Origin of the sequence: Sulfurimonas sp., from assembly GCF_029027585.1 — a bacterium.
In the GTDB taxonomy this organism is placed as follows: Bacteria; Campylobacterota; Campylobacteria; order Campylobacterales; family Sulfurimonadaceae; genus Sulfurimonas.
In genome coordinates, this window is sequence record NZ_CP093397.1 from 871713 (window position 1) to 890983 (window position 19271).

20 protein-coding genes are annotated in these 19271 nt (G+C 32.9%); 9 read left to right on the forward strand and 11 right to left on the reverse strand.

Annotation, left to right across the window (positions count from 1 at the left end; translation table 11 throughout):
• Positions 1-7: 7 nt before the first annotated feature.
• Together MOV50_RS04530 and MOV50_RS04535 are read right to left on the reverse strand one after the other, a co-directional pair.
• Positions 8-1393 carry an FAD-linked oxidase C-terminal domain-containing protein gene (locus tag MOV50_RS04530; protein WP_321779217.1) on the reverse strand — a complete coding sequence of 462 codons (1386 nt, stop codon included), beginning with the start codon at positions 1391-1393 and terminating at the stop codon, positions 8-10.
• On the reverse strand, positions 1390-2163 hold the full coding sequence (locus tag MOV50_RS04535; RefSeq protein ID WP_321779218.1) for a plasminogen-binding N-terminal domain-containing protein: 774 nt from the start codon (positions 2161-2163) through the stop codon (positions 1390-1392). Before MOV50_RS04535 ends, MOV50_RS04530 begins: the two co-directional genes overlap by 4 nt.
• Positions 2164-2276: 113 nt before the next feature.
• On the opposite strand from MOV50_RS04535, the gene MOV50_RS04540 reads away from it, so the two are divergent.
• Together MOV50_RS04540 and MOV50_RS04545 are read left to right on the forward strand one after the other, a co-directional pair.
• Positions 2277-3461 (forward strand): peptidoglycan DD-metalloendopeptidase family protein, encoded by a 1185-nt coding sequence (locus MOV50_RS04540; RefSeq protein ID WP_321779219.1) that lies wholly within the window; start codon positions 2277-2279, stop codon positions 3459-3461.
• Positions 3454-4020 (forward strand): NUDIX hydrolase, encoded by a 567-nt coding sequence (locus tag MOV50_RS04545; protein ID WP_321779220.1) that lies wholly within the window; start codon positions 3454-3456, stop codon positions 4018-4020. Before MOV50_RS04540 ends, MOV50_RS04545 begins: the two co-directional genes overlap by 8 nt.
• A 5-nt stretch (positions 4021-4025) precedes the next feature.
• On the opposite strand, the gene MOV50_RS04550 is transcribed toward MOV50_RS04545, so the two are convergent.
• Both MOV50_RS04550 and MOV50_RS04555 read right to left on the reverse strand, forming a co-directional pair.
• Positions 4026-5891, reverse strand: coding sequence for a primosomal protein N' (locus MOV50_RS04550; RefSeq protein ID WP_321779221.1), 1866 nt, complete (start codon positions 5889-5891; stop codon positions 4026-4028).
• 16 nt (positions 5892-5907) lie between these two features.
• Entirely contained in the window at positions 5908-6351 is a 444-nt protein-coding gene (locus MOV50_RS04555; RefSeq protein ID WP_321779222.1) for a type II secretion system protein, read from the reverse strand.
• Positions 6352-6579: 228 nt separating this feature from the next.
• Here MOV50_RS04555 and MOV50_RS04560 point away from each other — a divergent pair, with 228 nt between their 5' ends.
• The gene (locus MOV50_RS04560) at positions 6580-8172 is read left to right on the forward strand and encodes an IS1182 family transposase (protein WP_321779223.1); all 1593 of its coding nucleotides are present in this window, start codon (positions 6580-6582) and stop codon (positions 8170-8172) included.
• 77 nt (positions 8173-8249) lie between these two features.
• Here MOV50_RS04560 and MOV50_RS04565 read toward each other — a convergent pair whose 3' ends face one another.
• Positions 8250-8663: a type II secretion system protein gene (locus MOV50_RS04565; RefSeq protein WP_415846377.1), complete on the reverse strand. Its 414-nt coding sequence runs from the start codon at positions 8661-8663 to the stop codon at positions 8250-8252.
• Positions 8664-8835: 172 nt separating this feature from the next.
• Between MOV50_RS04565 and flgB the strand changes: the two genes are divergently transcribed.
• Genes flgB through MOV50_RS04585 form a run of 4 tightly spaced genes read left to right on the forward strand, consistent with a single transcriptional unit; the run spans position 8836 to position 11864 of the window.
• Positions 8836-9264 carry a flagellar basal body rod protein FlgB gene (gene flgB / locus MOV50_RS04570; protein ID WP_321779225.1) on the forward strand — a complete coding sequence of 143 codons (429 nt, stop codon included), beginning with the start codon at positions 8836-8838 and terminating at the stop codon, positions 9262-9264.
• A gap of 15 nt (positions 9265-9279) precedes the next feature.
• A complete protein-coding gene (gene flgC, locus MOV50_RS04575; RefSeq protein ID WP_321779226.1) occupies positions 9280-9777 on the forward strand; it encodes a flagellar basal body rod protein FlgC in 498 nt (165 codons plus the stop codon).
• A gap of 14 nt (positions 9778-9791) precedes the next feature.
• The gene (gene fliE / locus MOV50_RS04580; RefSeq protein WP_321779227.1) at positions 9792-10100 is read left to right on the forward strand and encodes a flagellar hook-basal body complex protein FliE; all 309 of its coding nucleotides are present in this window, start codon (positions 9792-9794) and stop codon (positions 10098-10100) included.
• A gap of 3 nt (positions 10101-10103) precedes the next feature.
• Positions 10104-11864, forward strand: coding sequence for a penicillin-binding protein 2 (locus MOV50_RS04585; RefSeq protein WP_321779228.1), 1761 nt, complete (start codon positions 10104-10106; stop codon positions 11862-11864).
• On the opposite strand, the gene panC is transcribed toward MOV50_RS04585, so the two are convergent.
• Positions 11841-12662 (reverse strand): pantoate--beta-alanine ligase, encoded by an 822-nt coding sequence (panC, locus tag MOV50_RS04590; protein ID WP_321779229.1) that lies wholly within the window; start codon positions 12660-12662, stop codon positions 11841-11843. The two genes, MOV50_RS04585 and panC, sit on opposite strands and share 24 nt — an antisense overlap.
• Positions 12663-12713: 51 nt before the next feature.
• On the opposite strand from panC, the gene prfB reads away from it, so the two are divergent.
• Positions 12714-13814 (forward strand): peptide chain release factor 2, encoded by a 1101-nt coding sequence (gene prfB / locus MOV50_RS04595; protein ID WP_321779230.1) that lies wholly within the window; start codon positions 12714-12716, stop codon positions 13812-13814.
• A gap of 33 nt (positions 13815-13847) precedes the next feature.
• On the opposite strand, the gene MOV50_RS04600 is transcribed toward prfB, so the two are convergent.
• A complete protein-coding gene (locus MOV50_RS04600; protein WP_321779231.1) occupies positions 13848-14174 on the reverse strand; it encodes a hypothetical protein in 327 nt (108 codons plus the stop codon).
• 42 nt (positions 14175-14216) lie between these two features.
• Here MOV50_RS04600 and MOV50_RS04605 point away from each other — a divergent pair, with 42 nt between their 5' ends.
• Positions 14217-14939, forward strand: a complete 723-nt coding sequence (locus tag MOV50_RS04605) for an arginyltransferase (protein ID WP_321779232.1) — start codon at positions 14217-14219, stop codon at positions 14937-14939.
• Here the strand turns inward: MOV50_RS04605 and MOV50_RS04610 are convergent.
• The 4 genes from MOV50_RS04610 to rpsL form a co-directional block, all read right to left on the reverse strand.
• Complete coding sequence (locus tag MOV50_RS04610) at positions 14921-15586, reverse strand: hypothetical protein (protein ID WP_321779233.1); 666 nt, start codon at positions 15584-15586, stop codon at positions 14921-14923. The genes MOV50_RS04605 and MOV50_RS04610 overlap by 19 nt on opposite strands.
• A gap of 91 nt (positions 15587-15677) precedes the next feature.
• Positions 15678-17765 (reverse strand): elongation factor G, encoded by a 2088-nt coding sequence (gene fusA / locus MOV50_RS04615; RefSeq protein WP_321779234.1) that lies wholly within the window; start codon positions 17763-17765, stop codon positions 15678-15680.
• Between the two features lie 225 nt (positions 17766-17990).
• A complete protein-coding gene (rpsG, locus tag MOV50_RS04620) occupies positions 17991-18458 on the reverse strand; it encodes a 30S ribosomal protein S7 (RefSeq protein ID WP_321779235.1) in 468 nt (155 codons plus the stop codon).
• Positions 18459-18698: 240 nt separating this feature from the next.
• Entirely contained in the window at positions 18699-19073 is a 375-nt protein-coding gene (rpsL, locus tag MOV50_RS04625; RefSeq protein ID WP_294963212.1) for a 30S ribosomal protein S12, read from the reverse strand.
• Positions 19074-19271: the final 198 nt, after the last annotated feature.

Here is a 19271-nt window from a genome sequence, read left to right on the forward strand (position 1 = left end):
TTAGCCTTTAGTTTAGTCCCATCTTAGCAGGATTTAAAATATTATTTGGGTCAAAAGCTTTTTTTATAGACTTAAAAAGATTCATCTCTTGCTCTGTAAAAGCCATACTCATATAGGGAGCTTTTGCAAGTCCTATACCATGCTCACCACTCAAAGTTCCACCCAAGTCAATAGTTGCTTGGAAAACTTCCTCTATCGCCTTGTAAGCAATTTTAACCTGCTCAGGGTCACTTCCATCTACCATAACATTTGTATGAACATTTCCATCACCTGTGTGACCAAAACATGGTATATTTATCTTGTACTTATCAGCAATGGCGTAAAATTTTTCTAAAAGTTCAGGTAAAGCCGCACGAGGAACTGTTACATCTTCATTTAGTTTTTTACTTCCATAAATACTTAAAGACTGTGATGCATTTCTTCTTGCAAACCAAATATCAGCCGCCTCTTTTTTATCTTTAGCAATTTTAAATTCCCTACAACCATTTTCACAAAAAACTTTCTCTATTTGAGCTAACTGAAAATCCAAATCTTCTACTAAGTTTCCATCAACATCTGTAACTAAAAGTGCCCCAGCATCTACTGGTAAACCTTTGTTGAAAGTTTTCTCAACCGCTCGTATGGTTAAGTTGTCTAAAAACTCCATTGCAACAGGTGTAATTCCACTTGCCATAGTTTTATAAACTGCTTCCATAGCTTCACTAACACTATCAAAAATTCCCATTGCAGTTTTAGTTAACTTTGGTTTAGGAATTAGTCTTAAAGTTATTTCACTTAAAACCGCTAAAGTACCTTCAGATGCTATTAAAATTCCGCTAATGTTATAACCTGCTACATCTTTTATGGTTCTTTTTCCTGCTTTAATAACATCGCCATTTGGTAAAACAGCGCGAGTTGCCATTACATAATCTTTTGTAATTCCATACTTTGCAGCTCTCATACCACCAGCATTTTCACTTACATTTCCGCCGATTGTTGAGTAGTCTTGAGATGCTGGGTCTGGTGGATAAAAAAGTCCTACCTCTTCAACAGCTTTTTGCAAATCCATATTAATAACCCCAGGTTGAACGATAGCCACCATATTTTTCATATCTATCTCTAAAATCTTATTCATATGCTTCTCAAAAGCCAAAACAATCCCACCACTACTTGGCAAGGCACCACCTGTAAAACCACTACCTGCTCCACGAGGAACAATAACTATTCTTTTTTCATTACAGTGTTTTAAAATTGCACTTATATCTTCTTCGTTTCTTGGAAATATAACAGCATCTGGCTCAAAATGCTCTCTTGTTGCATCATAAGAGTAAGCGATTAAATGTGCTTTATCAATGTAGATGTTTTCACTTGAAACTATTGAAGTAAAATGTTCTATGTCTTTTGCATCTATCATTTTTTAGCCTTCATGTTAAAGTTTTTAATTGCTTCTTTTAACTTTTCGTTCTCTGGATTTGCTTCACTCAAAAGTCCAAAATAATATGGTTCATACACTTCTAACTCATCATTTCCAGCTCCAAACCAGTTTGCTTCTATATTATCAACTCTTGAGAAAAATGGAAGTTTGATACTCTCTTGCTTTAGATGTGCATCTGTAACATTTAAAATCTTAAAACTTTTAGAGTCAACTGTATAAAGTTTTTCATCTAAAAAGAAAAAGACTAAACCAACAGAAGTTGCAATAGAAAGCTTTTTAAAATCTTCACGAAGTGGTGTTGGATGACCATTAAAAGATAAAATAGTTGCGAAAATATCAGGATGAACCCATTGTAGGTGCTTCACACTTTTTGTAATTCTATAATAAATCTCATCATTTGGAGCGATTAAAACACCTCTTGTGTAACCAAAAGCTAAGATTGCAGTATCTCCAACCTTTACACTCCATCTACCACTTGGTAAAGAGTTGTTTCTTAGAGCATCATAAGGTGTCATTTTTAGTGTCGCTATTTTACTTTGTTTATCATACGAAATTACTTCTATATTTTTCAAAATTACACTATGACCATCTGCAATAATATGAGAAATAAAACCACTCATACCCATGTCAATTTTATTTATTTTTATCGTTGCCAAACTATTTTGCTCGTCGATGCTAACAAGTGGAGATTTTACAACTCCCGCCATTAAACTAGATACAAAAACCAATATTAAAATTATATGCTTCATTAACTCTCTTTTTATAATTTATTAATGCGATTATATCAAATAAACCTCTCACTAAGCCAAGTTTTGTTAGAGTTTGCAGATTATTTTTTAATATTTAAGATTTTAGGATTTTGATGATACGATTTTTTATACTTTTTTTACTTACAACTGCTCTTTTTGGCTCACAAGTTGAGCGTTTTAGATGGATAAAAGGCGAAACTTATCTTATCTTTTTGGAAAAACAAAACTTACCTGTTAAAAGACTATACTATGAGCTTGATATAGATGACCAAAGATTAACAGAAGAGATGCGAACAGGTGTTCATTGTCAAATATTAAGAGATAGTGAGGGAAGGATAGAACAAGTCTTACTTCCACTAAATGATGAACTACAGATTCATATCTATAAAAACAAAAATCTTTATCATTTTGAAGCAATTCCTATAATTAGCAGTTCTAAAGTAGAAGCCTTCACACTAAAAATAAAAAATTCTCCATATTATGACATCATCAAAGCAACTGGTTCAAAAAAACTTGCACAAATTTTTGTTTCAAATTTTAGAAATTCGCTAAACTTTAAAAGAGATTTAAGGGTTGGCGATACACTTGTTCTTATTTATGAGCAAAAATATCGTCTTGGTCGTCCTTTTTCGATGCCTATACTAAAAACTGCTATGATTGAGATGAGAAAAAAACAACACTTTATCTACTTAAATGGCGATGGTCGATATTATGATGAAAAAGGGCATGAGGTTGAAGGTTTTTTACTGGCTCGTCCAGTTCGAGGGGCAAGAATCTCTTCATACTTTACAAAAAGAAGATGGCATCCAATCCTACATAAATGGAAAGCGCATCTTGGAATCGACTATGCTGCAAGGCGTGGAACACCAATTATTGCCGCTGGAAGCGGAAGAATTATCTATGCATCTAGACTTGGAACTTATGGAAAACTTGTAAAAATCAGACATGCTGATGGATACGAAACAAGATACGCTCACTTAAAATCATTTCGTAGAGGAATAAGACGAGGAAAGTATGTAAAAAAAGGTCATACTATTGGCTATGTTGGAAGCACTGGTCGCTCAACTGGTCCCCACCTTCACTTCGAGCTTAGAAAAAGAGGTCGAGCTATAAACCCTCTTCGTGTTGTTCAAGTTACTACAAAAAAATTAAAAGGAAAAGAGAAAAAAGCCTTTTTGAAGCTTCAGAAAAATTATAATGAGAGCATTGCTTTGCATCTAGCAAATGAAACATCATTTACTAAACCTCAAAAAGTAGAAAGTTTTTGCTACTTTTATAATGGAGCATATTGTGAATAAAATAGACTCTATAACAAAACTGCAAAATCCAAAATTTGTAATACCTGTAAAGATAAACTACACTCAAAATGGCAAAAAGAAAGAGTGGGAATCGGTTAAAACGATTGACTGTGTTTCAATTTTAATCTATCATAAAACAAAAAAAGCCTTTGTTCTTGTAAAACAACTCCGCATCCCAGTTCTTCATGCAAATGAGAAAGATGGAATGATGTATGAACTTTGTGCGGGACTTATAGATAAAGACACTTCAATAGTTCAAATCGCAAAAGAAGAGATTTTAGAAGAGTGTGGTTATGATATACCTGTGCAAAATTTACAAAAAATAACTTCATTTTACACAAGTGTTGGCATCTCTGGAACTAAACAAACACTATTTTATGCTGAATGTGATGAGACTATGAAAGTAAATAATGGTGGTGGCTTAGAAGATGAAGAAATAGAAGTAATATATCTTCCGATAAACAAAGCAAAAGAGTTTATGTTTGATGAAGATAAACAAAAAACACCTAGTATGATTATGTCTTTTTACTGGTTTTTTGATAATATATTAACGCAATAACATCCTTATCCAAATTCAATAGGATCCATATCAATCTCAGCTAAACCAGTCTTGCATCTAGACACAGCTTTTATAATATCCGTGCTTTTATCACTTCTAAGGAGTATCTCAAATCTGTACTTATTTGCAATCCGCTCAACTCCACATTTCCCAAAACCAACAACTTCTATATTTGAAATTTTAACTAAATCATCTTTCATCTCTCGCATCTCTTCTTGTGCTTTTGCTCCATTTTTGTGACTAAACAAAACCCGACAAAGCTTTTTATATGGTGGATAAAGCCCTACTCTAAAGATTTTTTCTTCTTGCAAAAAAGCTTCATAATCATCTATGAAAGTAGAAAAAAACTCTTCATTAAAACTTTGAATCAAAACTTTTGCATCTTTTGCTCTACCACTTCTTCCTGATACTTGTATAAGACAAGACAGAGCCTTTTCTCTTGCTCTGTAATCACTCATATTTAACATATTGTCAAGTCCTAGAACCACCGCTAAAGTAACTCCATGATAATCATGCCCTTTGCTTAGCATCTGCGTTCCTACAAGCATATCAGTTTCTCTCTCATTAAAACGCTTAAGTGCTTTTTTTAGTTTGTTTGCTGTGGTAATTGCATCTCTATCAAACTGCTCTATCTTGGCATCTGTGAGTTGTTCTTGTATAAGCTTTATTGCCTCAACTGTTCCAAGTCTAGAACTTATAAGAGAAGCTCCTTTACACTCACTACAAATTTGAGGTATTGCTTGAGTGAAGTTACAGTAGTGACATTTTAATGCTCGTGATTTTTGATGTATACTCATACCAATACTACAAAAAACACATTGTGCTGTATGTCCGCAATCCTCACAAATAAGATACTTAAAATTTGCTCTTGTTGGTACAAAGACTATCGCTTGGTTTTTAGCTTTTATGGTTGAGGCTAGATGCTCCATGATTAAAGGCGATAAACTCTCACTAGATTTTTCATAAATAAACTCTTTTTTAGCACTGAAAAATCCACCTTTAAGTCTAAAATATGGAAATTTAACAAAGGAGTTAAGAGATGGTGTAGCGCTTCCTAAAACTACGGGAATATCATGCAGTTTACCCATATAAATAGCTATATCTTTTGCATTATATCTTGGTCTTGAAGATGATTTATAACTATCATCATGTTCTTCATCTACGACTATTAAGCCTAAGTCATTTATTGGTAAAAAAAGTGTTGAGCGAGGACCAGCAACTATTTTTGCACTTCCATCATAAATTTTTTTAAGAGCTTTTTTCTTTTGAAGAGCAGTTAATTTTGAGTGCCACATAATAACATCTGTCCCAAAATGCTCTTCTAACCTTTGACTCATTTGAGGAGTAAGAGATATCTCAGGCATTAAAAAAATACATCGTTTACCAGATGCTATTATCTCTTGAAAATATTTCATATATATTTCTGTTTTTCCACTTCCTGTATCTCCAAAGAGTAAAGAAGTTTTATGTTGTTTTAGAAAGTCTAGAGCTTTTGTTTGTTTTGAAGAAAGAGTTAGTTCCACCTCGGGAGAGGTGGAACTAGATGAGTTAATGTATGTGCGTTCCATCTCAGGAGAGATGGAACGAGAAAACGCAGTCATAACCCCAAGAGCCTCACCCAAAGAACAAACATAATAAGTGGAAATAAACTTAGCCAATGCCATCTGCTTAAGTGAATAAAAAAACTCACTCTCACTCAAAATCTCAATAGTTTTAAATTCTGGTTTTTCACATTTAGAAATAATAGTAGCTTTAACTTCTTTATTTCTAAGAACAACATTTACAATAGTGCCAATTTCTAAAGATAAAGAAAAATGATAAGTTAAAGGATTAAGAGGGGAAGAGAGGATTGACACTTCATAAAAATACAAAATAATCCTCTAGAATTTAGTTTACTAAAGCGTTACATTTACCTGTACCAGCTGCACAGCCGAATATCCCAGATGTACTGTTATAATCAAATGTTGTTGTCACTCCATTTACAAGATATCGATACTGTTTTTCACCTGAACCAGTAACTACGCTCCAGTCACCAGAGCCTGTTCCAGCGCTAATACCATACAACAAAAGACTTCTAGTCCCATCACCTTTAAATAAGGTTGTAGTTTCACCGGTTGGGCTTAGTTTTGGTATGTAACTGTTAACACCTTTTACAAGTTGGGTTTGTCGCTCACTTACAATAGCAGAACGAATAACAGAAACATCAGCCCGTCCAGAAGCTATATCAGCTTGATTTTTTGTAGATGCAAATTTTGGGAGTGCAATAGCTGATAAAATTCCTAAGACAACGACAACAAAGATGAGTTCTATCATAGTGAAAGCTGTTTTCATAATTTATCCTATTTTATATTGGAGTAGATTATATCTAAATTATTTTGGGGGTTTGTTTAATGTGTTTCATGAATTGTTTTAATATGTATTCCACCTCGGGAGAGACTGTGAAATAACTACTATTTCCAGTCTCATTCATATAAACACATCCAATCAAGCAATTTAAAATCAATTTTTCAGTATAATAACACCAAACAAAGCCCTGTATTTAGGCTTTTAAGGCAACTAATGAGTGAACTATATAAACAAGGTTTAAATAGAAATCAGCAATTATTATTTCCACCAAGTATTGATGATTATGTAGATGAAGATAACAATGTAAGAGCAATAGATTCTTATGTAGAATTATTAGACTTAACTAAACTGCAGTTTTCAAATACAAGAAAAAGTGATAGAGCAGATGGACAAAAAGCTTATAGTCCTAAACTACTGTTAAAAATATATATTTATGGTTATCTAAATAAGATAAGAAGTTCAAGAGCATTAGAAAAAGAGTGTAAAAGAAACCTAGAACTAATATGGCTAGCACAAGACTTAAAACCAACATATAGAACTATATCAGAGTTTAGAGCAAGGAATCCAAAAGCACTAAAACAAGTATTTAAAGAGTTTGTAGTTTTATGTAAAAATATAGATTTAATAGGGGATGGATTAAAAGCTGTTGATGGAGCATTTTTAAGAGCGAATGCCTCTAAAAATCAACTAATATTGAAAAAGACACTGGATAAAGATTTAACTAAAATTGAAACTGAAATAGAAGAGTATCTCAAATCACTAGAGTATGCAGATAAAGAGAAACAACCATCAAGTATCATTAATAAACTACCAAAAGATTTAAGAAAACTAAAATATCAACAAGAAGAGTTATCTAAAAACTTAAAACTTTTAGAAGAGATGGGTAAAACTCAATATAATAAAACAGATTCAGATGCTTCTCTTATGAAAAAACCTGCACATAACCTTATGGCATATAATTCACAGATAGTTGTAGATGATTCATTTAAATTCATAGTAGCTACTGATATTTCAACAGTAGGTAGCGATAGAGCACAACTGCATAAGATGGCGAAAGAGACCAAAGAAAATTTAGGAGTAGATAAACTAAAGATAGTAGCTGATACAGGATATTATAGTGCTAAAGAATTTAAAAAATGTAGTGAAGATAATATTAATGCTATTGTTCCTTTAGCAAATATGAGACAAGTTCAAAAAGACAAAGGTAAATTTACAAGAGATGAATTTATTTACAATGATAACAATGATTGCTATATATGTCCTAATAATTATCAACTTAAAAAAAGAATTGCACCACAAATAAAGAATGATAAAGTTAATTTCATTTATACAGGTACAAGTGCAATATGTAAAGCTTGTCCTCTCAAAGATAAATGTATACCTACAAAAGCACCATATAAACAAATATATAGATGGGAACATGAGTATATAACAGAAGCACATAATAAAAAGATGCAAACTGAAGAATCTAAAGTAATAGTCAAAAAAAGAGGTTCAATAGTTAAACATCCATTTGGAACAATTAAAAGAACTTTAGGTTGGGATCATTATCTTGTTCGTGGCAAAGAAAAAGTATCAGGTGAAAATGCACTTATCATGTTTAGCTATAACTTTAAAAGACTTTTAAATTTGATAGGTATAAATCTATTTCAAAAACTGATGATAGCTTTAAAAAATAGAGATATAAGTTCCATAAAAGAAGAAATAGCTCAATATATAGCTAACTCTTTATTATATGTAGTTTGTTTTTTTAGAATTTACTTTATGCTTAAATTTAAAAGTAGAAAAGCTGTAATTTTAAGATAAAAAATCATCCCATTGGAGACCGTAAAATAAACTGTTGTTATTTCACAGTCTCGGGAGAGGTGGAACGAGTAAAGAGTTTACTGTTGTTGCCATACCCAAGTAGCAGCAGATGTACTATTACCGTCAGTAAAACCTACAAAATAAGTTTTTCCACCAATTGCAATACCAGTACCATTACCATCAGCAAGCCAAGTTAAAGGAATAGTACCAGAAGCAGTAATACACGCAGTTGGGATTTCGAACTGTAGAGCTATTGCACCGGCTGCACCGGCTGTATTATTATATGGTGCTGTACTACCAGCTTTTAACGAACCTTTATTACCATTCAATAAAGAATCAGACCATAATGCTGGACCAACTGTTCTGTTCATTGTACCAACAGCAGCCTTACACTTTCCAGCTTCAGCTTGCTCAGAAACACCAATAAACTTAGGAAGCGCAACCGCTGCTAAAATACCTAAAATAACGATAACAAAGATCAATTCGATCATAGTAAAACCAGCTCTTTTCATAAGAACTCCTTAAATTAAAAAAATATGAGTTACTCTAGTAACCTTGTAGTCATTATCTAGTATTTTACATTAAAATTTGCTTAAGATATCACTAGCATTTTATGGAACTAAAGTTGCTTTACAAATACTATATGTATAAAAGGAGTCACTTGTGAGCATTCAAATTTCAAGAACACACAGTTTAATCTCAGATGCACTTGACTTTAGAGCTATGCGTCAAGAGCTTATATCTTCAAACATTGCAAATGTTGATACTCCTTTTTATAGACCTAGAGATGTGAATTTTGGTGACGCTCTTGCGGCAAAAAAAGCTGAACTTTTAAATAAGCGTAATAATAAACTAGAACTTGCTCAAACAGATGGCGCGCATATTCCTTTTAAAGATGAAAAATCTTCATTTAAACCTCAAGTCTTTTTCAGAGATGGACATATGGCGAGAAATGATGGGAATAGTGTTGATTTAGATATAGAAACAACAGAAATGAGTAAAAATTCTATCATGTTTAATGCTCTCGTTGCAGCAAATAAAAAAGATAGTAATATTTTTAAAAGTGTTATAGAAGCATCTAAGAAAACATAGTAAAAGGATACTAAGATGAGTTTTTTAAGTAGTTTTGATATTAGCGGTTACGGTTTAAGCGCACAAAGAGTTCGTGTAAATGTCATCTCTCAAAATATCGCAAATGCACAAACAACCAGAACTGAAGAAGGTGGACCTTACAGAAGAAAACAGGTTGTTTTTAAAGCTATAGACTTTAGTGAGCAATTTAACAAAGCTATAAGTGGCATGACAAACAGTGTTAAGTTTGAAGACCCGTTAAATGAAGGCGATTTTGGCAACAAAGTAAATCCTGCTATAATGAGTGTAATCGTTGATAAAATCTCAAGAGACGATTCGAAACCAAATCTAAAGTTCGACCCATCTCACCCAGATGCAGATACAAATGGTTATGTTGCGTATCCAAATATTAATCCTGTTATCGAAATGGCCGATTTAGTAGAAGCAACTCGTTCTTATCAAGCAAATGTAGCTGCATTTGAGAGTTCAAAAAGTATGGCAAATTCTGCGATTTCATTATTGAGAATAGGCTAAGGAAGGAATAAACTGTGAGTGAATTTGGAAAAATAAACAGCATATCGGGTACATCAACAGCCGACTTACTAAAACAAAAAAGCAAGACTGAAGCCACTGGTGGAGCAGCTTTTGCCGAGCAGTTAAAATCTGCATTAAATGAAGTAAATGAGATTCAAGAAAAAAGTGAAGTTGCGATTGGCGAGATGGCAACAGGACAAGTAAAAGACCTTCATCAAGCAGCCCTTGCAATTAATAAAGCTGAAACAAGTATGAAACTTATGCTAGAAATCCGAAACAAAGCTTTAAATGCTTACAAAGAACTAGGAAGAACACAGTTATAATCAGTGGATAATCAAAATAAAAGTAAAAAAATATTTCTTCTTTTTGGTCTTATTGGGCTTGGTTTTTTTATCTTTTTAACAATCATGCTAGTTCATGTCGTAAAATCTCGTAACCTTCCATCTTTATATACGAAAAACTCATCTAAAGCCCAAAGAGGTGCCATCATTAGTGCAGATGGTTTTCATGTGGCAACAACTAAAAAACTCTACAAAGCTATTGTAAATACTTACTATATCGACCCACAAAAAAAAGAACTTTTTATACAACTCTTTAGCATCTACTCAGGTGTAAGTACTTCGGAGATAAAAAAACGACTTAAACAAAAAAAAGGTGTAGTTGTTTTGAGTTACAACATCTCCGAGCAAAGAGCACAGTACTTAAAAAAGCTACGCTTTGAACTTAAAAGATACAAAGTGTTTGTACAAAGAAAAAATCCTCGCACAAGAAAAACAACTCTTCACGGTTTAAGTATCATCGAGAGTGGAGAAAGTAGAGAATACCCTTATGGAAATCTTTTAACTCCCATCATTGGTTACCCACATAAACTTGAAGAAAATGGTTATACCTACATAAAAGGTGTTAAGGGCATTGAAAAAAGCTTTGAAGACGCTCTAAGTCCTAGACAAAATGAGATAAGTCAAGGCAAAAGAGATGTAAATGGCTATATCATTTTAAATAAAGAAAGTTTTACTAAAAACAGTATAAATGGGCTAGACATTAAACTAAATATCCCCATAAGTTTTCAAATACGAGTAGAAAAAATGCTTGACTCTATGAAAAAAAAACTTGATGCAAACCAAATCATAATAGCAGTTATGAACTCTAGCAATGGAAAAGTTATTGCATTGGCATCTTCAAATAGATTTTTACCAAAAAATATAAAAAGAAGTGATTACCCATCTTTAAATAGTGCTGTAACCGAGTATAGTTTTGAGCCAGGAAGTGTTATAAAAACTATTACTTTTGCCTTGCTTTTAGATAAGGGTTTGGTAAATCCTTATGATTTAGTAAATGGGCATAATGGACACTTTAAAATAGGCAATAAAGTTATCACAGATGAGCATAAATTTGATTGGTTAAGTGCTGAGAATGTTATCGTTCACTCTTCAAATATTGGAATCGCTCAACTAGCTCAAAAATTAAATGGCATAGAGTTTCACGATGGACTTAAAGAGTTTGGCTTTTCACAAAAATCTACACCAGATATGATTTATGAAAAAGTAGGTTCTATTCCAAGTTCGACAAAACTTAACAACCAAATATATAAAGCCACTTGTTCTTATGGTTATGGAATGAGAGCAAATCTTATGCAACTCATACGCGCGTATAGTGCTTTTAACAATAATGGTAGATTGGTGACTCCTAAAATTGTAGATTCGTTTATAGATGCTAGAGGTAATATCATAGCAGTTGAGCAAGAGAGGCAAATTCAAGTTATAAAAAGCTCAACTGCAAGAAGAATAAAAGATATTTTAATCAAAACAGTAAATAAAGGAACAGGTAAAAAAACAAAAACTAAAGGTCTTATCATAGGTGGTAAAACTGGAACTGCGCATATAGTTGAAAAAGGAAAGTATGTAAACAAATACAACACTGCTTTTCTAGGATTTTCTAATGACAAACAAAACAAATATACTATGGGCGTTATAGTTATACAACCTAGAAGTAGTCAGTTTGCAGCGGCTACTGCTGTGCCAGTTTATAAAAAAATTGTCGATATTATGGTTGAAGAGGGTTACTTAAAGCCAGATATTGTCAAGTAATCTGGTTTCACCTACTCTAACTTCAACTAACACTAAACTTCTTCCAACTTCTACTTTTTTAATTATCTCAAAATCATGATTTAATATCTCAACATAAAAAATTTCTAATGGTTGAAGAGAGTTTAGCATCTGCTCTTTTATAACCTCTACTTCTAAAATATTTCTTGTGATAAGATTTCTAGCTAAATAAAGTGCTGATGAGATTTTTAGTGCTTCTTTTCTTTCATCTTTACTTAGATAAATATTTCTACTGCTAAGTGCCAAACCATCACTTTCACGAACTGTATCAACTGCGACTATCTCCACACTCATAAACAACTGCTTAACCATTAAACTTATAAGGTTTAGCTGTTGAGCATCTTTTTTTCCAAAATATACCTTAGTTGGATTTACAATGTTTAAAAGCTTCATCACAACTGTTAAGACTCCATTAAAATGTGATGGTCTTGTTAAACCCTCTAGTACAAAACCACGAACTTTTGGAGCCATTAGACTTACTTCATCAGAGCCATAGATATCTTTTGCATTTGGAAAAAATAAAATATCAACTCCACTAATTTCACATATTTTTTTATCTGCCCCATCTTTTTTAGGATATTTATCTAAGTCTTCATCTTTTGAAAATTGTGTAGGATTTACAAAAATAGATACAACAACAAGCTCATTTTGCTTTCTTGCCTCTTTTATCAAAGATATGTGTCCCTCATGTAAAGCACCCATTGTTGGAACAAAGCCAATAGTTTTATTTATAGTTTTTAAGTATCGTTTTAGTTCTAACGGTGTTGATATAATCTTCATTTTAAGCCTAAGTTTTATATAATCGCAATTATACAATATATGGACAAGAATATGGATAATTACGAATATACAGAACTTTTAAAAAATTTGAATTTCAAAATGGATAATATCACAGGTGTTGTAGAACCTCAAAAAATTCAAACAAGACTAGATGCTATAAAGAGTCTTGAAAATGAACAAGATTTTTGGTTAGATGCTAGTTATGCTGCAAAAATTCAAAAAGAAAAGACTCAACTTCAAAGAAAACTAGATAAATACTTTTTAGCTAAAGATGCCATAGTAGATGCAAGCGAACTATACGATATGGCAAAAGAAGAAAAAGATGAAGAGTCCATAGAGGCTTGTTATGATGAGGCATCCCAGTTAGAACAACTCATACGCAATATGGAAGTAGAAGTGCTTCTAAGCGGGGAGAGTGACTCTAATAATGCTATTTTGTCTATTCATCCAGGAGCAGGAGGAACAGAATCTCAAGACTGGGCAGCAATGTTGCTTAGAATGTATAAAATGTTTGCAGCTAGACGAGGTTTTAGTGTAGAAGTATTGGACTATCAAGCTGGAGATGAAGCAGGTATAAAAGATGTTTCTATCATCATCAAAGGTGAAAATGCTTATGGATATTTAAAAGTAGAAAATGGGATTCATAGACTTGTTCGCATCTCTCCTTTTGACTCAAATGCAAAAAGACATACTTCATTTAGCTCGGTTATGGTTTCTCCAGAAATTGATGATGATATAAATATAGTTATAGAAGATAAAGATATTCGCGTAGATACATATAGAGCAAGTGGTGCGGGTGGACAACATGTAAACAAAACTGAATCTGCTATCCGTTTAACTCATATACAAACAGGAGTAGTTGTTCAATGTCAAAATGATAGAAGTCAGCATAAAAATAAAGCAACTGCAATGAAGATGCTAAAATCTCGTCTTTATGAGTTGGAACTTGAAGCTCAAAAAGCAGAGTTAGACGGAGTTGCAAAAAGTGAGATAGGCTGGGGACATCAAATCCGTTCTTATGTGATGCAACCATATCAACAAGTCAAAGATACAAGAAGTAATGAAGCTTTATCAAACATATCTGGCATCTTAGATGGAGATATGGACAAACTTATAGAAGGCGTCCTCATTTCTATGAACAGAGGTACATAAACACTCTAGCTCCTCCTCTCCCTAGGTGTAACTTTAAGTTTCCTTCTTCTTCACAAAACTATACCCTAAAGAACCAACTCCTAAAATCATTACGATGATTGTCAAGTAACGCATCTGCTTAGCTTGAGTACTTTTCATCTCATTTAAAAATTTAGAATCATCTTTTTTTGTGGATTTTTTAGAACTAGAACTGCCTCCAGATGCTTTAGCTTCCATTCTAGCAACATTTCGTGCTGCAATCTCATTTTTTGTTAAACCTTCTTTTGGTGTTACCCAAAAATGCACAACAAAACCAACTAAAAGCATAAAAGCACCTAAACTTCTAAGTATAATAATTTTATGTTTTATAAAAAATTCCAATAGTTACCTTTTTTTTAATACAAATTATGTCAAAATCACACTATGAATCTACTTAAAGAGTTTTTACTAAACGATAAATGTTCTTATCTTAAAGATAATGAGCAAACTATGCACTACAAAGTTATTGATGGCTGTGATAATATAAAATGTCAAGACCTGATTGAGCGTGGTTATAGAAGATTTGGAAAAATGTATTTTAGACCGATTTGCTCAGACTGCGATGAATGTAAAAGTATAAAAATAGATGTCAATAATTTTGAATTTAGCAAATCACATAGAAGAATTATAAAAAAAGCCTCCTTTATAAAAAGTTATATTCAAACGCCTACCATGACACAAGCACATCTAAATCTTTTTGAAAAATATCATCTACATATGAAAGAAAAAAAAGGCTGGGAATACACTAAAACAAATCCTCAGAACTATTACAGTTCCTTTGTTGATGGACATAATGGATTTGGTTATGAAGTTTTATACTATGACGAAGATAAATTAATCGGCATTGACTTAATCGATATACTAGAAGATGGAATTTCGTCTATATATTTTTACTATGACCCTGATTATATGAAATATGGACTTGGGAAATTATCTCTATTGCTTCAAATAAAATTTGCCATTGATTCTAAAAGAGATTGGATATATTTAGGTTATTATGTAAAAGACTGTCCATCATTATCTTATAAGTCAGACTATAAGCCTTTTTTAACATTAGATGGACGACCAGATGATGATAAAAATTTTACTTATTTAGCTAACTCTTGAACCTGTTCTTTACGAATATCACTCTTTTTTTGAATAAGTTCTGCTTGTAATTTCTTTTGTATTTCTTCTTGCTTTTGTTTATCTCTTAAACGAATGCGTCTTATTTTTGCTTCTTGAATCTCTTTTTTTGTAAAAACTATCTTTTTTGATTTGACTTGTTGTTTTCTTAGTTCTTCATCTTCATCTAAATACTTTTGTATCACACCAAATGTATTTATCTCATCAATATGCGTAAAATAATATCGCATTATTTCATCTTTATTTTTATCACTATCAAATAGACCTGAGTTTATCACTTGTGAAAAAAGTTCATTATTTTCATCTTTTATAGATGCTTCGTAAGTTTTTATAATATCTCTATGGAAAAAATCATTTGTTTTTGAAAGTTTTCTTATTTTTTTAAGATAAATTGTTTTATCTTGAGCTTTATCACCCATATCTATCGCAAAACCCATCTCTTTTACATCTTGGACATCTACTATGTATTGATTTATTTTATTTTCAAATCTTGAGTATTTTTGTATATATATTAGTTTTTGTATTTGGGAAACATTGTCATAGATAACATCTCCTAAAACAGAATAAACATTAGGATTTTGAGCGAATAAAAATGTTGAGAGTATAAATAAAAGTATTGCTTTTTTCATAAATCGACCTATATATTTTGGAAGTATATCGACAATTTAGCTCTTAAGTAAAACTTAAGAGCTAAAAAAGAAAGAAAGTTTAGTGCCAGAACTAACCGTTTCTCTTTTTTTGAATCTCTTCAGATACATTTCTTGGAACTTCTTCATAATGATCAAATTCCATAGAATAAGTTGCTCTACCTTGAGTAGCAGAACGAAGGTCAGTTGAGTAACCAAACATCTCTGAAAGTGGTACAAATGCATCAATAATTTTGTTACCAGAACGGTCACCCATATTATTAACTTGTCCACGACGGCGATTAAGGTCACCGATAACATCTCCCATATAATCTTCAGGAACTTCAACTTCAACTTTCATAAGTGGCTCTAAGATAGCTGGTCTAGCTTTACGACAACCCTCTTTGAAACCCATAGATGCAGCAAGTTTAAATGCCATTTCATTTGAATCAACATCGTGATATGAACCATCATAAAGAGTGATTTCAATATCTTCCATAGGATAACCAGCAAGAACACCAGTAGCCATAGTTTCTTTACAACCTTTCTCAACAGCAGGAATAAATTCTTTTGGAATTGCTCCACCTTTAATAATATTGTTGAAAACGAATCCACTATCTGGAGCACCTGGCTTGATTCTAAGATATACATGACCAAATGCACCACGACCACCAGATTGTTTAGCATATTTATACTCTTGCTCTACTTCATCTCTAATAGACTCACGGTAAGAAACCTGAGGAGCACCAACTTCTGCTTCAACAGAGAATTCTCTTCTCATTCTATCTACAAGGATTTCAAGGTGAAGCTCACCCATTCCAGAGATAATAGTTTGACCAGTTTCTTCATCAGTATGAACTCTAAAAGAAGGATCTTCAGCAGCAAGCTTACTTAGTGCGATACCCATTTTTTCTTGGTCAGCTTTAGTTTTTGGCTCAACAGCAACAGAGATAACTGGCTCTGGAAAGTCCATTCTTTCAAGAACAACTTTCTCGCCAATACAAAGAGTATCACCAGTAGTAGTTGATTTAAGTCCAACAACTGCACCGATTTCACCAGCATAGATAGTTTTAATTTCTTCTCTTTTGATAGCGTGCATCTTAACGATACGCCCTATTCTTTCTTTTTTATCTTTAGTAGTGTTGTGAACAAATGAACCAGCACTTAACTCTCCACGATATACACGGATAAAAGTAAGAACACCAACAAATGGGTCAGTCATGATTTTAAAAGCTAGAGCGGCGAAATCACCATCATCACTTGATTCTACTTCTACTTCAACTTCTTCATCATCCATCAAAGTACCTTTGATAGCAGCTGATTCAACTGGAGAAGGCATATATGCAACAACAGCATCAAGTAAAGTTTGAACACCTTTGTTTTTAAATGCAGTACCACAAGTCATAGGAACAATTGCCATACTTAATGTAGCAGCTTTAATAGCAGCACTAATCTCTTCTTCAGTAACCTCTTCGCCTTCTAAAAATTTCTCAGCAAAATCTTCATTTCCATCAACTTCAGAGATAGACTCAAGCATTTTTTCTCTATACTCATCACAAACATCAACTAAATTAGCTGGAATCTCTTCAACATGGTAGTTAGAACCCATAGCAGCATCTTTATCCCAAACGATAGCTTTCATTTTAACTAAATCAACAACACCATCAAACTCAGCTTCAGCACCGATAGGCACTTGAATAGGCACAGGGTTACCTTTAAGTCTTTCACGGATTTGAGTTTCAACTTCAAAGAAGTCTGCACCAGTTCTGTCCATTTTGTTAACAAAAACAATTGATGGAACTTTATAACGGTTTCTTTGTCTCCACACTGTTTCTGATTGAGGTTGAACTCCACCAACAGCACAAAATACTGAAACAGCACCATCAAGAACACGCATAGAACGCTCAACTTCAATAGTAAAGTCAACATGCCCAGGAGTATCGATAATATTTATCTGTTTACCTTCCCACTCACAAGTTGTAGCAGCAGAAGTAATTGTAATACCTCTTTCTTGCTCTTGTTCCATCCAGTCCATAGTAGCAGCGCCATCATGAACCTCACCGATTTTATGTTCAACACCTGTATAAAAAAGAATTCTTTCAGTTGCTGTAGTTTTACCTGCATCAATATGTGCAGCAATACCAATATTTCTTACATCATTTAATTTGTGACTTCTTGCCATGTTTTAATACCTTATTTAAGTTGTTGTAGAGATTACCTCTTTTATAAAAAAACTTTGATTTTCTTATAAAAGAGGTTTATAATTATATATATTGTTAACACAGACAAGGGAATTTATGGGACTAGCTCCCGACAGCACCGTGGCTCATGTGTTCTATGCCATTTCGAAGCATAGAATAAAAGCCAAAGTGTGTTACCTTCCCTTGTCGTTAGAAAATAGTAACTACTACCAGCGGTAGTGAGCAAATGCTTTATTAGCTTCTGCCATTCTGTAAGTATCTTCTTTTTTCTTAAATGCATTACCTTTATCAGATGATGCATCCATTAATTCATTCGCTAATCTCTCAGCCATAGTTCTTTCATTTCTCTTACGAGATGAGTCTATCAACCATCTGATTGATAGTGAAAGTTGACGAACTGGTCTTACTTCTACTGGAACTTGATAAGTAGCACCACCAACACGGCGACTTTTTACTTCTATAATAGGTTTAATATTCTCAATAGCATCATTAAATGTATCTATACCAGTTTTTTCACCTCTAGAGCTGATGATATCCATCGCACTGTAAATGATTTTTTCTGCTTTAGATTTTTTACCATCTAACATGATTTTATTTATAAATTTCGTCAGTATTTTGCTTCCATAAACTGGATCTGGCATAACTGGACGAGTGGGAGCTTTTCTTCTTCTCATTGTTTTTCCTTCAATTGTTTTTCAAATTTACTCAGAGAATATATGTTCTCTGTCATCTCTTCTTAGTCAAAGACTAATACTCAATGTGTTTCTATCAGCTCTTATACACTTTCAAACTATAGTTTAAAACGAAACTAATTTCGCGAGCCCTCTGCTGAAGAGAACACAGTGTTAACGTAGTGAAACGGACTTTGTTCGTTTCGCGTATCTAATTAGTAGCGGTTCCTGAAAAGTAATTTATTACTTTTTAGGTCTTTTTGTACCATATTTAGAACGAGCAACCATACGGTTAGCAACACCAGCAGTATCTAATGCACCACGTACGATATGATACTTAACACCAGGTAAATCTTTAATACGACCACCACGAACTAGAACAATTGAATGTTCTTGAAGGTTATGACCCTCACCACCGATATATGAAATTACTTCAAAACCAGAAGTTAATCTAACTTTTGCAACTTTTCTTAAAGCCGAGTTAGGTTTTTTTGGTGTAGTTGTGTAAACACGAGTACAAACACCACGACGCTGTGGACACGATACAAGAGCTGGTGATTTTGATTTTTTAATCACGCGCTTACGCTCTTTACGAATCAATTGATTGATTGTAGGCATACAATTCCTTTTACTTAAATTTTTCCAGTAGAATTTAACCATCTATTCTTAGAGGGTTATAAACGCGTAATAATACAAAAAAAGTGATTAAAGTTAGCTTATTTTAAGTGTAGATTAATATTTGATATTTATAATGGGAAATTTATTGAAGTATTTGTTTCCAAGCAAAGCTTGGAAACTAGAAGATTTAATAGTTAA

Bases quoted from the DNA above. Each gene is read 5' to 3' on its own strand.
- panC (WP_321779229.1), bottom strand. From the start codon at position 12,662: ATGAAGATTATATCAACACCGTTAGAACTAAAACGATACTTAAAAACT.
- MOV50_RS04610 (WP_321779233.1), bottom strand. From the start codon at position 15,586: ATGAAAAAAGCAATACTTTTATTTATACTCTCAACATTTTTATTCGCT.
- rpsG (WP_321779235.1), bottom strand. From the start codon at position 18,458: ATGAGAAGAAGAAAAGCTCCCACTCGTCCAGTTATGCCAGATCCAGTT.
- MOV50_RS04530 (WP_321779217.1), bottom strand. From the start codon at position 1,393: ATGATAGATGCAAAAGACATAGAACATTTTACTTCAATAGTTTCAAGT.
- prfB (WP_321779230.1), top strand. From the start codon at position 12,714: ATGGATAATTACGAATATACAGAACTTTTAAAAAATTTGAATTTCAAA.
- MOV50_RS04560 (WP_321779223.1), top strand. From the start codon at position 6,580: ATGAGTGAACTATATAAACAAGGTTTAAATAGAAATCAGCAATTATTA.
- MOV50_RS04565 (WP_415846377.1), bottom strand. From the start codon at position 8,663: ATGATCGAATTGATCTTTGTTATCGTTATTTTAGGTATTTTAGCAGCG.
- MOV50_RS04540 (WP_321779219.1), top strand. From the start codon at position 2,277: ATGATACGATTTTTTATACTTTTTTTACTTACAACTGCTCTTTTTGGC.
- fusA (WP_321779234.1), bottom strand. From the start codon at position 17,765: ATGGCAAGAAGTCACAAATTAAATGATGTAAGAAATATTGGTATTGCT.
- MOV50_RS04605 (WP_321779232.1), top strand. From the start codon at position 14,217: ATGAATCTACTTAAAGAGTTTTTACTAAACGATAAATGTTCTTATCTT.
- MOV50_RS04555 (WP_321779222.1), bottom strand. From the start codon at position 6,351: ATGAAAACAGCTTTCACTATGATAGAACTCATCTTTGTTGTCGTTGTC.
- MOV50_RS04535 (WP_321779218.1), bottom strand. From the start codon at position 2,163: ATGAAGCATATAATTTTAATATTGGTTTTTGTATCTAGTTTAATGGCG.
- flgC (WP_321779226.1), top strand. From the start codon at position 9,280: ATGAGTTTTTTAAGTAGTTTTGATATTAGCGGTTACGGTTTAAGCGCA.
- rpsL (WP_294963212.1), bottom strand. From the start codon at position 19,073: ATGCCTACAATCAATCAATTGATTCGTAAAGAGCGTAAGCGCGTGATT.